6 protein-coding genes are annotated in these 13857 nt (G+C 70.6%); 5 read left to right on the top strand and 1 reads right to left on the bottom strand.

All coding sequences use genetic code 11. From position 1 onward, the window contains the following. The coding region (locus tag ACIQ9E_RS29520) for a condensation domain-containing protein (protein WP_403712232.1) at window positions 1-1322 on the bottom strand (1322 nt) is incomplete at its 3' end. Window positions 1323-1666: 344 nt separating this feature from the next. On the opposite strand from ACIQ9E_RS29520, the gene ACIQ9E_RS29515 reads away from it, so the two are divergent. From ACIQ9E_RS29515 to ACIQ9E_RS29495, 5 genes are all read left to right on the top strand, one after another. Further along, on the top strand, window positions 1667-3442 hold the full coding sequence (locus tag ACIQ9E_RS29515; protein WP_403712230.1) for a fatty acyl-AMP ligase: 1776 nt from the start codon (window positions 1667-1669) through the stop codon (window positions 3440-3442). Beyond that, window positions 3439-5340, top strand: a complete 1902-nt coding sequence (locus ACIQ9E_RS29510) for an acyl-CoA dehydrogenase family protein (protein WP_403712228.1) — start codon at window positions 3439-3441, stop codon at window positions 5338-5340. The genes ACIQ9E_RS29515 and ACIQ9E_RS29510 overlap by 4 nt, the downstream gene beginning before the upstream one ends. After that, window positions 5337-7094: an acyl-CoA dehydrogenase family protein gene (locus ACIQ9E_RS29505; protein ID WP_403712226.1), complete on the top strand. Its 1758-nt coding sequence runs from the start codon at window positions 5337-5339 to the stop codon at window positions 7092-7094. The genes ACIQ9E_RS29510 and ACIQ9E_RS29505 overlap by 4 nt, the downstream gene beginning before the upstream one ends. A 2-nt stretch (window positions 7095-7096) precedes the next feature. Then, window positions 7097-7381 (top strand): acyl carrier protein, encoded by a 285-nt coding sequence (locus ACIQ9E_RS29500; protein WP_403712224.1) that lies wholly within the window; start codon window positions 7097-7099, stop codon window positions 7379-7381. A 156-nt stretch (window positions 7382-7537) separates the two neighbouring features. Continuing rightward, on the top strand, window positions 7538-13857 hold a 6320-nt coding region (locus ACIQ9E_RS29495), incomplete at its 3' end, for an amino acid adenylation domain-containing protein (protein WP_403712222.1).

The following is a 13857-nucleotide window of genomic DNA, read 5'->3' as shown; positions in this document are numbered from 1 at the left end:
ACCCCACCCACACGACCCAACGGATCCCCCACCACACCCTCCAACACCCGCACAAACCGCTCCACCAACAACACCACCGACCCACGATCAAACAAGTCCGGTCGGTAATCGAGGCGGAAGCGCTGTGTGGTGCCCGGTAGAGCGACCAGGACCAGGGGGTAGTGGGAGCGGTCGCTGGTGCTCTGGCCGGTGACGTGGACCGGGTCGGGGGAGGCGTTGGAGTCCTGGGATTCGGTGGTGGACGCGGAGAGCCGTCCGGCGTCGTGGGGATAGTTCTCGAAGACCACCATGGTGTCGAAGAGCTGGGAGTGCCCGGCCGCCTGATGGATCTCGGTGAGGCCGAGATGCTGGTGGGGGAGCAGGGCCAGCTGGTCTTGGTGGAGCCGCCCGAGGAACTGTCCGACCGGCTCGGCGGGGCGGAGCCGGACGCGGACCGGGACCGTGTTGATGAACAGCCCGACCATGGTCTCGATGCCGGGGATCTCCGGCGGCCGGCCGGAGACGGTGACGCCGAAAGCGATGTCGTCCCGGTCGAGGAGCTTGGACAGCAGCAGGGACCACGCGCCCTGGACGAGGGTGCTGACGGTGAGCCCGAGGGAGCGTGCCCGGTCGGCGAGCTGCCCGGTCTGCTCCTGGGTGAGGGAGAAGGCGATGCGCTCGGGAACGGCTGTGCCGGTGCCGGACGCCACCAGTGTCGGTTCGGCCAGACCGGACAGGGCGGCGGCCCAGGCCGTGCGGGCGGCGTCCCGGTCCTGGCGGGCCAGCCAGCCCAGGAAGGTGCGGTACGGCGTGACAGGCGGCAGGGCGCGGGCATCGCCGCCGGCGCCGTAGAGGGCGAAGAGTTCGTGCAGAACTACGGACAGCGACCAGCCGTCCAGCAGCAGGTGATGAAACGTCAGGGAGAAGCGGTACCGGCGGTCGGTGAGCCGCAGCAGGGTGAACCGGACGAGCGGGGGAGCGGACAGGTCGAAGCGGGTCTCGCGGTCGGCGCGCAGCAGTTCCTCGGCGCGGGCGTCCCGCGCCGCCTCGTCGGGTTCGCCGGCGAGGTCCTCTTCGTACCAGGGAGTGGGCACCGACCGGGGCACGATCTGCACGGGCGTTCTGAGCCCCTCGTGCCGGAATCCCACGCGCAGGCTGGCGTGGCGGGAGAGCAGCGCGTCGGCGGCCGAACGCAGGGCCGTGGTGTCGAGCGGTCCTGATATGTCGAGGATGTGCTGGGAGACATAGACGTCTTCGATGTCCGGATCGTAAAGGCCGTGAAAGAGCAGGCCTTCCTGGAGTGGAGTCAGCGGCAGAATATCCTGGAGCCCGGTCTGCTTCACTCCCGCACCTCTCGTTGTTTATGCAATGCCCTTGACGGCTGGGCAAGAGTATTGAACACGAGCACACCGGCCCTGTCACCGGTTTAAGGGGAGGCTGAATATCCGCAGGAATCTGATGTGGCGCGGCCGACGGCGCCGGCTCCCGAAAACCTCGATGGCGGCGTGAACAGTGTCAATTTTGTCGACCATGCGTGATGGGGCGGCTACCCTCTGTCATGGAGTCGGTGTTCCGTGGGTGTTCATGGTCTGTTGACTGGTCTCGGGCGCAGTGGTTATGTTCCCCGCCGGATGGAATTCTGTCGTGAGCCGCGCGTTCTGTGCCGCGTTTTTTGGGGGAATGGCCCATGTCGATTGCTGTCATAGATCTTCCCGGCGTCACCGATGCGTTTCGCAGAAATGTGCTGTCTCAGCCCGAGGCGCCCGCCGTGACTTTCGTGCGGGACCTCTCCGCCGAAAGGGTCGACGAAACACTGACCTTTGCGGAACTCGATACGGCGGCCCGCGAAATCGCCGTACGCCTGGGTGCGCGGCTGGAGCCCGGCGACCGTGCCCTTCTGCTGTACCCGGAGGGCATCCACTTCGCGGCCGCGTTCCTGGGCTGCCTGTACGCCGGTGTGGTCGCCGTGCCGGCGTCGTTGCCCGGGCAGTACCGTCATCAGCGCGAACGGGTCACGGCCATCGCGGAGAACGCCGGGGTGGGCATCGTCCTGACGAACTCCGTCGCCCACGCCGATGTCCGCGAATGGGCCGCCGGTCAGGAGGCGGTCGGGGCGGACGGCATCCTGGTGACGGACGAGGCGGGGCCGGTGGATCCGGACGCATGGGTCGCGCCGCCGCTCGACCACGACACGCTGGCCCTGCTCCAGTACACCTCAGGCTCCACCGGCGAGCCGAAGGGTGTGATGATCACCCACGGCAATCTGCTGCACAACGTGGACAGCCTGCGCCGCGCCTTCGGGATCGACGGGTCGACCCGCTTCGGCTCCTGGATTCCGTACTACCACGACATGGGACTGATGGGGGTCCTGCTGCCCCCTCTGGTGCTGGGCGGCACCTGCGTACTCATGTCCCCCACCACCTTCCTGAAGCGGCCGCACTGGTGGCTGCGGATGGTCCACACGTACGGGCTCGACTGGTCGCCTGCGCCCAACTTCGCCTACGAGCTGTGCGTCCGTCAGGTCACCGACGAGCAGCTCGCCGGACTGGACCTCTCCCGCTGGACCTACGCGCCCAACGGATCGGAACCCGTGCAGGCGGCCACACTGACTGCTTTCGCAGAGCGGTTCGCCGGGGCCGGATTCCGCGCCGACTCGCTGACCCCCTGCTACGGCATGGCGGAGGCCACCGTCTTCGTCTCGGGTACAGGCGTCCGGGAGCCGGTGGTCCGGCACGTCGACGCGGAGGCGCTGGCACGGCACGAGTTCGTACCGGCCGAGGCATCGCCGCACACCAGGGCCCTGGTGGCCTGCGGCACCGCGCACGACTACACGGTGCGCGTCGTGGATCCGCGCACCCGTGAGGTCCTGCCGCAGGGCAGGATCGGTGAGCTCTGGCTGAAGGGCGCCAGCGTCGCCCAGGGCTACTGGGAGCGGCCGGAAGCCACCCGGGGGACCTTCCGGGCCGAGACCGCCGGCGGCGAGGGCGGGTTCCTGCGGACCGGGGATCTGGGACTCGTCCACGAGGGTGAGGTCTTTGTGACCGGCCGGATCAAGGAGACGCTCATCGTCCGCGGCCGCAACCTCTACCCACAGGACATCGAGCACGAACTGCGCGCCCAGCACGACGATCTGAAGGGCCTGTTCGGGGCCGTGTTCACGGTCCCGGTGCGCGGCCGGGACCGCACCGAGGAACGCATCGTCGTCATGCACGAGGTCCGCGGCCGGCTCGGTGCGGACGTCCTCGCGAAGCTCGCCACCGGCATGCGGCAGACGGTGGCCCGAGAGTTCGGCACCGGCGTGCACGCGGTGGTCCTGCTGCGGCGCGGCGGGATCAGCCGCACCACCAGCGGCAAGATCCAGCGGGCCGCCATGCGCGAACTCTTCCTGGCCGGCGATCTCAAGGCGCTCCACCTGGACACCGGCCCGAAGGACTCCCGTCACACCCCTGCGAAGTCGGCATGAACGCACGCCCCGCCACCGCCCGTATCGCGCCGTCCGGCCGTACGGACCAGGAGCGCGACCAACCCGCGGAGCGGGACGTCCGTATCGCGCAGTCCGGCCGTACGGACCAGGAGCGCGGCGAATCCGCTGAGCGGGACGCGGAGGCGAGCCGTACGGTGCACCGGTCCGCCGTCGAAGCCCTGGACTCGGTGCTGGGAGCCCCGGGAGACGAACACGCTTCGTTCCGGCCCGGGGCGCTGGCCGAACTCGACCGGCGGGAGGCGTTCCCGTCCGCCGCGTGCCGGGTCCTCGACGACTTCGGCCTCCCCGCGCACTACGTACCCGTCACAGCCGGTGGCAGGCTGGACGACCACACCGAACTCATGCTGCTGCTGCGCACCGTCGCGCGCCGCGACCTGACCGTAGCGGTGGCGCACGGCAAAACGTTCCTCGGCGCGGCGTCGGTATGGGTCGCCGGGACCGCGGAACAGGCCGGCCGAACGGGGCAGCTGGTCCTCTCCGGGGCGATCGCGTCCTGGGGCCTCACCGAGCGGCAGTACGGCAGCGACCTCCTCGCCGGGCAGGTCACGGCGGTCCGCACGGCCGACGGCGGCTGGCTCATCGACGGTGAGAAGTGGCTGATCAACAACGCTACCCGGGGTCACCTCGTATGCGTCCTCGCCCGTACCGAACCGGACGGCGGCCCCCGCGGTTTCAGCCTGCTCCTGGTGGACAAGCGGCGCCTCACGGAGGGGTCGTTCACCTGCCTGCCCAAAGTCCCCACACACGGCATCCGCGGTGCGGACATCAGCGGTATCGCCTTCCAGCGGGCCGAAGTACCCGCCGCGGCGCTCGTCGGCGAGACCGGGGCGGGCGTGGAGATCGTCCTCAAGGCCCTCCAGCTCACCCGGACCATCTGCGTGGCGCTCTCCCTCGGAGCCGGCGACACCGCCGTCAGGATCGCCGCCGACTACGCACGCGGCCGCCGGCTGTACGGCCGCACCCTGAGCGAGCTGCCGCGGATCCGCCGCATCCTGGGGGAGATCACCGCCGCACAGCTGCTGGCGGAAGCGACCGCCATCGTGGCCGGCCGCAGCATCCACGCGCTCACCGGGGAGATGAGCGTGACCTCCGCGGTCACCAAGGCCCTCGTACCCGACCTGGTACAGGGCATCCTCGACCGTACCGCGGAGCTTCTGGGTGTCAGAAGCTTCCTCACCGAGGAGTACGCCGACGGGACGTTCGCCAAGCTGGAGCGGGACCACAGGGTCGTCGCCATCTTCGACGGCAACACGGCCGTCAACCGCAACGCCCTGATCGACCAGTTCCCCCTCCTCGCCACCGGCTACCGGCGCGGACGGACCGACCCGGCGGCCGTCGCCGCGGCGACCCGGCTCGCCGTACCCGTACCGGAGTTCGACCGCGCGGGGCTCGCGCTGATCTCCCAGGGCGGCTGCAGCGTGGTCCAGAGCCTGCCGGACGCCGTCGCACGCGTCCGGGCCCTGGCCGAGACCGGGCAGATCCCGGCAGAGGCGGCCGACCTCGCCGAGCGGATCAGGGACGAGACGGACCTCCTCCACCAGGACCTCGGCGCCCGGCGACGGACCGCACGGGACGTACCGGCGTCCGCCTTCGCGCAGGCCGAGCGTTACGAACTGTGCTTCGCGGCGGCGGCCTGCCTGCACCTGTGGCTGAACAACGCCCCCGACGCGGCGGACCCCGGCGGCCCGCCGACCGTGTGGCACGACGCACTGTGGCTGCGGGCCTGCCTGAGCACCGTCCTCACCCGCCTCGGCCACAGCCCCGGTGCCGCGGGCCCCGATGCCTACGACCGGCTCGCCGACCACGCGCTCGGCGCTTCGACACCGACCCTCACCGCCGCACTCGGGCCCCGGGTGGCAACCAGGAGTGCCTCATGACGAGCACGGCGACCGCGACGGCCCGCCCGGCGTTCCCGCACCGGGCCGACACACTGGAACAGCACCTCGGCGATCCCCGGGATCCGGTCAACCCGCTGGGCTTCCAGCAGATCCTCGCCGCGGACGAGCGGGCCGAGATGTTCACCGCCGGGGAGGACGCGCTCGACGCGTACGGGCTCAACGCCGAATTCGTGCCCCCCGAGTACGGCGGGCGCCTCACCCGGCTCGACGACCTCATCGAGATCATGCGGTCGGTCTACCGGCGCGACCCCTGCCTGGGCCTGGGCTACGGAGTCAGCTCCTTCATCGCCGCCGTCAACATCTGGACCGCGGGCAGCGAGGAGCAGCGGCGGCACGTCGCCGGACTGCTCCTGCGCAATCGGAAGGTCTCCGTCGCCTACCACGAACTGGCCCACGGCAACGATATGGCCGGAATGGAGTTCGAGGCCCTGCCCGGACCGGACGGACGCCTCCTCCTCAACGGGCGCAAGGAGGTGGTCACCAACCTCCGGCGCTCCGACGCCGTCGTCATGTTCGCGCGCACCGACCGTCGGCCGGGCAGCCGGAGCCACTCCCAGATCCTCGTCGACAAGTCCTCCGTCCCCGCCGGCCGGATGCGCGATCTGCCGCGCTTCCCCAGTGTCGGTATGCGCGGAGTCCAGCTCGGCGGAATCGAGTTCGACAACTGCCCGATACCCGCCGACAGCATCCTGGGCCGACCGGGCCAGGGCCTGGAGACGGCACTGAAGTCGTTCCAGATCACCCGCACCACGCTGGTTGCGATGTTCAACGGCATGCTCGACACCGGGCTGCGCACCGCCCTGCGGCACCTGACCACGCGGAAGCTGTACGGACGCCGGGCCGCCGACCTTCCCGAGGTGCGGTCCGTACTGGCCGCCACCCACGCCGACCTGCTGCTGTGCGACGCGTTCGCCACCGTCGGAGCCCGCGCCATCCACCTCGTCCCGGCCGAGACCGGAATCTACGCGCAGGCCGTCAAATTCTTCATATCCCGGATCCTGATGGACGCCATGCACCGGCTGTCCACCCTCCTCGGCGCCCACTTCTACATCCGCGAGGGCGAGCACGCCATCTTCCAGAAGCTGCTGCGCGACATCCAGCCGGCCGGCTTCGGGCACGCCGCACGCGCCGCCTGCCAGATGTCGCTCCTGCCGCAGCTTCCCCTGCTGGCCCGCCGATCGTGGCCCACCGGTGAGGCCGCGCCCGAAGAACTGTTCCGACTCGACGCCGAACTGCCCGCCATCCCCTTCGACCGGCTGACCGTCACCAGCGCCGGACGCGAACGACTCAGCTCCTCGCTGGCCGCGGGCCTGGAAGCGGAGCCGGCCCTGATGCTCGCCCACCCCGTGATCCGCCGGGTCGGCGCCCACCTCACCGGAGAGCTTCGCAACCTCACCACGGAATGCGCAGACCTGCCGCCCGTCGAACGGTCCGTAGCGGCAAGCTCGGCGTCGTACGACCTCACCCACCGCTACGTGAACGTGCTGGCGGCCGCCGCGTGCGTCGAGCTGTGGCGCGGCAACCAGAACCACCCGGACCCATTCCTCACCGACCCGGCCTGGCTTGCCGCGGTGCTGGCCAGGATCCCGCCGGCGCCCGGCAGCCCGCCCGAACGGCTGCCTCCCGAACTCGAACAGCGACTCTTCGACGAGCTGATCGAGCGTTACGAGTCCGCCACGAGTCTCGGCCTGGTCAGGCGACGACTCGCCGGTCACAACCTTCAGGAGAACTGATCATGTCGAGTCTCGCCACCGGAAACCCCGGCCCCAGCCCGTCGTCCGAGCAGCTCACGACCTGGCTCAAGGAGCGCATCGCCGCACACCTGGACCTGTCCGCCGATGACATACGGACCGACGAGCCCCTCGGAAGCTACGGCCTCGACTCCATCTACGCCCTCACGGTCGTCGCGGAAATCGAAGACCACACCGGCGTCAGTCTCGAACCCACCGTCATGTGGGACGAGCCGACCGTCGAGGGACTCGTGGCCGTCATCGCCGCAGAACTTCCGCTCGCGGCCTGACGGTTCGGCGGCACCACGGGCACCTGAAGCCCGCGGTCCCCGGTCCACCTGTGCAGAAGAGCCCGTCTGGATAGCGAAGAGAACGTGGGTAGGTTTGCAATGTCTGAGCATGGGTTGGTTCGTCGGGCTGTTTCGGCCGCGCAGACGGGAATCTGGGTGGCCCAGCAACTGGCCCCCGACAGCCCGCTGTACAACTGCGCGACCTACTTCGAGATCGCGGGACGGGTTGACCCCGCTCCGCTGACCGAAGCGGTCCGCCGTACGGTCGCGGAGACCGAGGCGCTGCGCGTCCACTTCGACGAGGACGACGACGCGCTGTGGCAGATCGTACGGCCGTCCGACGGCGATATCCCCCTGCACATCCTCGATGTCACCGCCGAACCCGACCCCATGGCCGCCGCCCGCGCCTGGATGGACGCCGACCTGACCACACCCTCGGACCTGCGGACCGGCCCGCTCTACACGCACGCCCTCTTCCACACCGGTGAGAACCGGTCACTGCTCTACTTCCGCCACCACCACATCGTCCTGGACGGCTACGGGCAGTCCGTGTACTGCCATCGGCTCGCCCGCACCTACACCGAGCTGGCCGCGGGCCAGGAGCCTCCCGCCGCCCGGTTCCGCCCGCTGGCCGACCTCGTCGGCCAGGACCACGACTACCGCACCTCCCCACGCCACGACGAGGACCGCGCATACTGGCAGGCCGCCTTCGCGGACCTGCCCGAGCCCGCCCCGCTGACGGGCAGGGCCGCCGAACCCTCGCCGGTCGCCCTGCGGCGCACCGTCGAAATGCCCGCCGACCACATGGCACGGCTCGCCGGAGCGGGCCGCTGGTCGGCCGTGCTGATCGCCGCGGTCGCCGCCTACACCCACCGCCTCACCGGCGCCGACGACGTGGTCGTCGGCCTGCCCCTCACGGCCCGCCCCACCCCCGGGGCGCTCGCCACACCCGCGATGTTCGCCAACGAGGTGCCGCTGCGCCTCGCCGTGACGCCGGACGCCACCCTGACCGGCCTGGTCCAGCAGGTCGCCACCGGCATCGGCGCCGCGTTCAGGCACCAGCGCTACCGCAGCGAGGATCTCCACCGCGATCTCAACCTCTCCGGCAGCAGCGGCGTCCTGCACTCCGTCACCGTCAACGCCATGTCCTTCGGACAGGAAATCTGCTTCGGCGGACACGACACCGTCATGCATCCGCTGTGGACCGGCCCCGTCAAGGACCTGTCCGTGGTGTCCTTCGGCGACCCGGCGACCTCCGAACGCGGCGTACTGCTCGAATTCGACGCCAACCCCGCGCTCTACACCGAAGCCGAACTCGAAACCCACCAGAAGCGTTTCGTCGCCTTCCTCACCGCTCTCGCGGACGACCCGGACCAGCCGGTGGGCGAAGTCGACCTGCTCGACGAAGACGAGCGCGTACGGATCCTGACGGACTGGAACGACACGGCGCACCCGCTCCCCGGCCGCTCGCTGCCCGAACTCTTCGAGACCCGCGCGCGGCAGAACCCCGCGGCAGTGGCCCTCGTCCACGGCACCACCAGGACCACCTACGGGGAGCTGAACGCCCGCACCAACCAGCTGGCACGGCTCCTCGTACAACACGGCATCGGACCCGAACAGTACGTCGCCGTGGCCCTGCCGCGCTCCGCCGAACTCGTCGTGGCTCTCCTCGCCGTCCTCAAGACGGGCGCGGCCTATGTGCCCGTCGACCCCGAGTACCCGGACGACCGCATCGCGTACGTCCTGGGCGACGCGCGCCCCTCCCTCGTACTGACCACCGGCGAACTCGACGACCGCATCACCGGACCGGACGTGCCGCGCCTGCTGCTCGACCGGACCCGCACCGGCGCCGTGCCCGCCGTCGACCTGCACCCGCGGGAGCGCACCGCCGCTCCCCACGCGGACCACCCCGCCTATGTGATCTACACATCCGGCTCCACCGGCCGGCCCAAGGGAGTGGTGATCACCCGAGGGGCCTTCGACAACTTCCTCGCCGCCATGGCCCACCGGCTGGACCTGACGGCGGACGACCGGCTGCTCGCCGTGTCCACGATCAGCTTCGACATCGCCGGACTCGAACTGTACGCGCCGCTGCTGTCCGGCGCTTCCATCGTGCTCGCGGATCGCGACGAGGTCCGCGACCCGGACACGCTGCGCATGCTCATCGCCCGTGAGTCCGTCACCGTCGTCCAGGCCACCCCCAGCCTGTGGTACGCGCTGGCCGCCGAGCCCGACGACACCCTGAAGGACGTACACGTCCTCGTCGGCGGCGAGGCGCTCCCCGCCGCGCTCGCACAGACCCTCAGCGCGGTCACCGCGTCCGTCACCAACCTCTACGGGCCGACCGAGACGACCGTCTGGTGCACGGTCTCCGACATCACGGCGGACAGCCCCGTCTCCATCGGCCGGCCCATCCGCAACACCCGCCTGTACGTCCTGGACCGGGCACTGCGTCCTGTGCCCGCCGGTGTCTCCGGTGAGCTGTACATAGCGGGCGCGGGGCTCGCCCGCGGCTACCAAGGCCGCCCGGCGCTGACCGGCGAACGCTTCGTGGCCGATCCGTTCGGCCGGCCCGGAACCCGTATGTACCGGACCGGCGACGTGGTCCGCTGGACACCGGACGGCCGCCTCGAATACCTGCGGCGCGCCGACGACCAGGTCAAGCTCCGCGGGTTCCGCATCGAACTCGGCGAGATCGAATCCGTCCTGCTGCACCACCCCTCAGTGGCCCGCGCCGCCGTCGTCGTACGCGAAGACCGGCCCGGCGACCGGCGCCTGGTCGCCTACGTGGTGCCGGGCACCGGCGCCGACCCCGACACGACGGCCCTGCGGACCCACCTCGCCGCGGCACTGCCCGACTACATGATCCCCGCCGCGTTCGTCGCGCTGCCCTCGCTGCCGCTGACCCCGAACGGCAAGCTGGACCGCAAGGCCCTTCCGGTGCCGGACTACGGCACCGACGACGTGGAACGACGTGCGCCCCGCACCGCGCGGGAGACCGCTCTCTGCGCGCTCTTCGCCGATGTACTCGGCCTGCCCGAAGTCGGTATCGACGACGACTTCTTCGCCTCCGGCGGCGACAGCATCATGGCTACGCGGCTGGTCGGCCGCGCCCGGAGGTCCGGACTGCGGCTCAGGGCCCGGGACATCTTCCGCCACCGGACCGTGGCGGAGCTTGCCTCGGCGACACCGGAGGACGAAGCCGCGGCCGGGGCCGAGCCCGTCCCGCAGATCGAACTGGCGCATCAGGACATCGCCCAGCTGAAGGCAGCGGCCCCCGGCACCGTACAGGTACTGCCGCTCTCGCCCCTCCAGGAAGGCCTCTTCTTCCACAACCAGTTCGACACCGCGTCCCTCGACCACTACAACGCGCAACTGGTCCTCCCCTTCGACGGCAGCCTCGACACCGCAGCTCTGCGTGCCGCGGCCGACACGGTCCTCGCCCGCCACGCCGTACTGCGCTGCGGCTTCCGGCAGGTCGACAGCGGCCGGGTGCTCGCTGCCGTCGCCGACACCGCAGGCGCGCCGTGGCGCGAGGTCGAGCTGGGCCACCTCGACGAGACCGAGCGCGAGACGGCCTGGCAGAGCCTCCTCGACGAGGAGCGGTGGACCCGCTTCGACCTGGCCGAACCACCGCTGATCAGGTTCACGCTGGCCCGCTTCGCCACCGACCGGTGGCGTCTCGTCATGACCAACCATCACATCGTCCTCGACGGCTGGTCCCTGCCCCTGGTCGTCCGCGACCTGCTCGCCGCCTATGCCGAGACGGCCACCGGCACCGGGGCGGCACCACAGCCGCCTCGTGTACGTCCCTACCGCGACTATCTCGGCTGGCTGGCGGGACGCGACCGCGACTCGGCGTTCGCGGCGTGGGGTGCCGCACTGGCCGGAGTCGACGAGCCCACGAGACTCGGCACCGACCGCCCGGGGACCGAACCCGCGGCCCAGCAGCGCATCCGCTTCGCCCTGCCCGGCGAAACCGCCCGCGCCCTCACCCGCACCGCCCGCCGCCACGGGGTCACGCCGAACACGGTGGTGCAGGCGGCCTGGGCCCTGCTGCTCGGACGCCTCACCGGCCGCGACGACGTCGTGTTCGGCGTGACGGCTGCCGGGCGCCCGGCCGAACTCAGCGGCTCCGACGAGATGGTGGGCCTCTTCGTCAACACCCTCCCCCTGCGGGCCGTCCTGCGTCCGGCGGAGACGATCGCCCACTTCCTCCGGCGCCTCCAGGACGAGCAGTCCGACCTCGTCGACCACCAGCACCTCGGCCTCGCCGAACTGCAGCGTGCCGTCGGCACAGGCGAACTCTTCGACACTCTGACGGTGTTCGAGAACTTCCCCCTCGACCACGAGGCCATCGCCGCCTCCGCCGCCCGGGCCGGCCTCGCCCTCGACGAAGCGGAGATCCGCGGCGGCACGCACTACGCCCTGGGTCTGGCCGTGATCCCCGGCACCGGCGGCGAGAGCATGAATTTCCGGCTCGACTTCCGCCCCGACCTGGTCGACCGCGCCCTGGCGGAGGGCGTGGCGGAGCGGTTTGCACAGGTGCTGGAAACGGTGGTGAGCGCACCGGAAACGACGGTGGGCCGGCTGCGGGTGTTGGAGGGGGTGGAACGGCGACGGGTGCTGGAGGAGTGGAACGACACCCGCACGGTGGCTGTGGCCGGGGATGTCGTCTCCTTGTTCCGGGAGCAGGTGGTGCGGGTTCCGGATGCTGTGGCGCTGGTGTTCGGCGGGGTTTCGGTGTCGTACGGGGAGTTGGATGCGTGGAGTGAGCGTGTGGCGGGGTTGCTGGTGGAGGCGGGGCTGGGCCGGGAGGGGTTTGCGGCGGTCATGCTGCCGCGTTCGGTGGAGCTGGTGGTGGTGTTGCTGGCGGTGTTGAAGGCCGGTGGGGGGTATCTGCCGCTGGACGGTGACTTCCCTGCGGATCGTCTTGCGTTCATGCAGGAAGAGACCCGGCCGGTTGTGGTGGTGGACGAGGAGTGGATGGCCGCGGCGGCACACCGCGAACCCCACCCCGCCACCACCGTGCCCCGCACCACGGACAACCAGCAGACGGCGTATGTGCTGTACACGTCGGGTTCGACGGGTCGGCCGAAGGGTGTGGTGGTGTCCCGGGGTGCGCTGGCGAATCTCCTGGTGGATATGTGTGGGCGGGTCGGGCTGGTGGACGGGGATCGGCTGCTGGCGGTGACGACGGTCGGGTTCGATATCGCGGGGCTGGAGTTGTTCGCGCCGCTGACGGCGGGCGCGGCGGTGGTGATTGCTCCTGCGGGGCTGGTTCACGAGCCGGGTGAGCTGGGTGCTCTGCTCACCAGCGAGCAGATCACGGTGATGCAGGCGACGCCGAGTCTGTGGCGGACGGTGGTGGCGGATGCGGATGCGGGTGCGGTGGGTGCGCTGGGTGGGGTGCGGGTTCTGGTCGGTGGTGAGGCCCTGCCCGGGGACCTGGCCGCACGGCTGGCGGGGGTCGCGGGCCGGGTGACGAATGTGTACGGGCCGACCGAGACGACGATCTGGTCGACCGCGGCTGTCGTCCGGGCGGACGGGGCGGTGACGATCGGGCGTCCGCTGGCGAACACGCGGGTCTATGTCCTGGACGCGCATCTTCAGCCCGTCCCGGCGGGTGTGCCCGGTGAGCTGTACATCGCCGGCACCGGCACCGCCCGGGGCTACCTCCACCGGCCGGGTCTGACGGGTGAGCGTTTCGTGGCGGACCCCTTCGGCCCGCCCGGGACGCGTATGTACCGGACCGGGGACATGGTCCACTGGACACCGGACGGGAACCTGGTCTATCTGCGCCGTGCGGACGATCAGGTCAAGGTCCGCGGATTCCGTATCGAGCTGGGTGAGATCGAGACTCTGCTGCGGGCTCATCCGGACGTCGACCAGGCCGTCGCAACCGTCCGCGGGGAACGTCTCACCGCCTACACCACCGGCACAGCGGTTTCGGGGGAGGAGCTGCGCCGGTATCTCGCCCGCGCTGTTCCCGATTACATGATTCCTTCGGCGTTCGTCGCTCTCGATGTTCTGCCGCTGACCGCGAACGGCAAGCTGGACCGCAAGGCCCTGCCCGACCCCGACCCCACCCACACCGCTACGACAGGTCGCGCTCCGCGGACTGCGCAGGAGGAGATTCTCTCCACCCTGTTCGCCGACGTGCTGGGTCTGGAGCGGGTGGGTATCGACGACAGCTTCTTCGACCTCGGCGGCCACTCGCTGCTTGCTACGCGCCTCGTCTCCCGTGTCCGTAGCACTTTGGGTGCGGAGCTGTCGGTCCGTGCCCTGTTCGAGGCACCGACCGTGGCAGGTCTCGCCCAGCAACTCACCCAAGCAGCCTCCGCACGCACGCCGGTGGTGGCGCGGGCGGAGCGCCCGCAGCGGATCCCGCTCTCCGCGGCTCAGCAGGGCCTGTGGTTCCTCCACCGGCTCGAAGGCCCCACCGCCACCTACAACATCCCCGTCGCCCTGCGCCT

It is taken from the genome of Streptomyces sp. NPDC094448, from assembly GCF_044763775.1.
Classification (GTDB): Bacteria; Actinomycetota; Actinomycetes; order Streptomycetales; family Streptomycetaceae; genus Streptomyces.
The sequence above is the reverse complement of the archived record's forward strand: the minus strand, read 5'-3'. Positions and strand labels throughout refer to the sequence as shown.

What these genes read in the sequence shown, in the direction of transcription:
- ACIQ9E_RS29515 (WP_403712230.1), top strand. Translation starts at nt 1,667, where the DNA reads ATGTCGATTGCTGTCATAGATCTTCCCGGCGTCACCGATGCGTTTCGC.
- ACIQ9E_RS29510 (WP_403712228.1), top strand. Translation starts at nt 3,439, where the DNA reads ATGAACGCACGCCCCGCCACCGCCCGTATCGCGCCGTCCGGCCGTACG.
- ACIQ9E_RS29505 (WP_403712226.1), top strand. Translation starts at nt 5,337, where the DNA reads ATGACGAGCACGGCGACCGCGACGGCCCGCCCGGCGTTCCCGCACCGG.
- ACIQ9E_RS29500 (WP_403712224.1), top strand. Translation starts at nt 7,097, where the DNA reads ATGTCGAGTCTCGCCACCGGAAACCCCGGCCCCAGCCCGTCGTCCGAG.